Raw genomic sequence first — 1978 nt, 5'->3', positions numbered from 1 at the left:
CGCCAGCAAGGAGCAGGCGCAGCAGGTGCACGCGTTCATCCGTGGCGAAGTCGCGCGTATCGATGCTAGAATCGCCGATTCACTGCCCATTGTTTACGGCGGTAGCGTGAAGCCCGACAATGCCGGGGAACTGGCCGACTCGGCCGTCTACGGCCTGCTGGCCGATGACGACGCGGCAGCCACCCTGCCCGCTTGACCCAATCTGGCCAGTAGCGGGCTCAACGCACGGCCATGCCTTTGGACACATACGGCATGGGCGGCCACCGGCCTAGCATCGGAATCCCCTTCCGCTGCCCACCCGGTGCCATGAAGTCCCTGTTGCACACTGCCGCGCTCTGCGTCGGCCTGCTCATCGCCCCAGCCAGCGTGCTGGCCGCGCCTGATGCCGACGCCAAGCCCGATCCGAAGGACGACAAGACCGAGGCACCTGCGTTGCCCGCAGACGCCTCGGCCCGCCAGAGCATGCGCCTGGCCGGCCGCACCCTGGACTACACCGCCACCGTCGGTACCCTGCCGGTGCGCGATGCCAAGGGCAAGGTGATCGCCGACGTGGTGTTTACCGCCTACACGATGCCAGGCAAGGACCGGCCGGTGACCTTCGCGCTCAATGGCGGCCCCGGGGCATCGTCGGTCTACCTCAACATGGGCGCGATCGGGCCCAAGGTGGTGACCTTCGGCTCCGAGGGTGACAGCGCGTCGGCGCCGGCGACGCTGCACGACAACCCCGGCACCTGGCTGGACTTCACCGATCTGGTGTTCATTGATCCGGTCGGGACCGGCTTCAGCCGCGCGCGCATCGGCGACGACGAAGCGAAGAAGGCGCTGTACAACCCCAGCGCCGACATCGAATACCTGTCACGCTCGATCTACGACTGGCTGCTGCGCAACCAGCGCATGGCGTCGCGCAAGTACCTGACCGGCGAGAGCTACGGCGGCTACCGCGGCCCACGCATCACCCACTACCTGCAGACCCGGCTGGGTGTTGCGATGAACGGCCTGGTACTGGTCTCGCCGTACCTGAGCCCGACCCTGGAAGACAACGCCGATGTCTCGCCGATGGCGTGGATGCAGACCCTGCCGTCGATCGCCGCCGCGCACCTGGAGCGCCAGGGCAAGCTGACCGATGCAGCGATGCGCGAAGTAGTGGAATACACCCGTGGCGACTACGCCACCGCGTTGATGAAGGGCCGCAGCGATCCGCAGGCGACCGAGGCAATGCTGCGCCGGGTGACCGAACTGACCGGGCTGGACCCGCAGTTCGTGCGCCGTGCCGGTGGTCGGCTGGAAACCCAGGCCTACCTGCGTGAAGTGTTCCGCGACAAGGGCACGCTGGGCAGCCGCTACGATTCCAACGTAACCGCGTTCGATCCATTCCCGAACGATCCGGAGCAGCGCGCCAACGATCCGCTGCTGGACAGCATCATCGCGCCGACCACCACGGCGATGGTCGACTTCGTGACGCGCGTGGTCGGCTGGAAGGTGGATGCGCGGTACCAGGCGCTGAACTACGACGTGAACCGGCTGTGGGACCGCAATGGCGAGCTGCGCGATGGCGCGGTGACCCAGCTGCGCCAGGCCGTGGCGATCGACCCGCACCTGCAGGTGCTGATCGTGCATGGCTGGAACGACCTGTCGTGCCCGTTCATGGGTTCGATCCTGACCGTGGACCAGATGCCGACGATGGGCAGCAATCCGGACCGTGTACAGGTGCGCAGTTATCCGGGCGGGCACATGTTCTACAGCCGGGCCGACAGCCAGGCGGCGTTCCGCAGGGATGTGCAGGCGCTGTTCCAACGCAATTGAGGAGGGTCGGCCGGGACTGCGGCCCGGCACCCGCTGACTGCAACGGCAATTGCAACTGCAAAAGCGGGCATTCCGTGGGTTGGCGGAGCGGGTCCGGTTGCGGGGGACGCCGTAAACCCGTCCATGGGGGCTTGGTCGCGGCATCCATGCCGCTCACACCCCCGCAACCGGACCC

1 protein-coding gene and 1 pseudogene are annotated in these 1978 nt (G+C 67.1%); both read left to right on the top strand.

Annotated elements, in window-relative coordinates; all coding sequences use genetic code 11:
* Positions 1-133, top strand: a pseudogene (locus tag ABGA94_RS14175) (triose-phosphate isomerase); the annotation flags it as partial.
* A gap of 173 nt (positions 134-306) precedes the next feature.
* A complete protein-coding gene (locus ABGA94_RS14170; RefSeq protein ID WP_032954081.1) occupies positions 307-1803 on the top strand; it encodes a S10 family peptidase in 1497 nt (498 codons plus the stop codon).
* Positions 1804-1978 lie beyond the last annotated feature (175 nt).

The organism is Stenotrophomonas sp. 3diitr2024, assembly GCF_042136455.1.
Taxonomy (GTDB): Bacteria; Pseudomonadota; Gammaproteobacteria; order Xanthomonadales; family Xanthomonadaceae; genus Stenotrophomonas; species Stenotrophomonas sepilia.
Note: the sequence above shows the minus strand (reverse complement) of the source record. Positions and strands in the feature narration are given on the sequence as shown.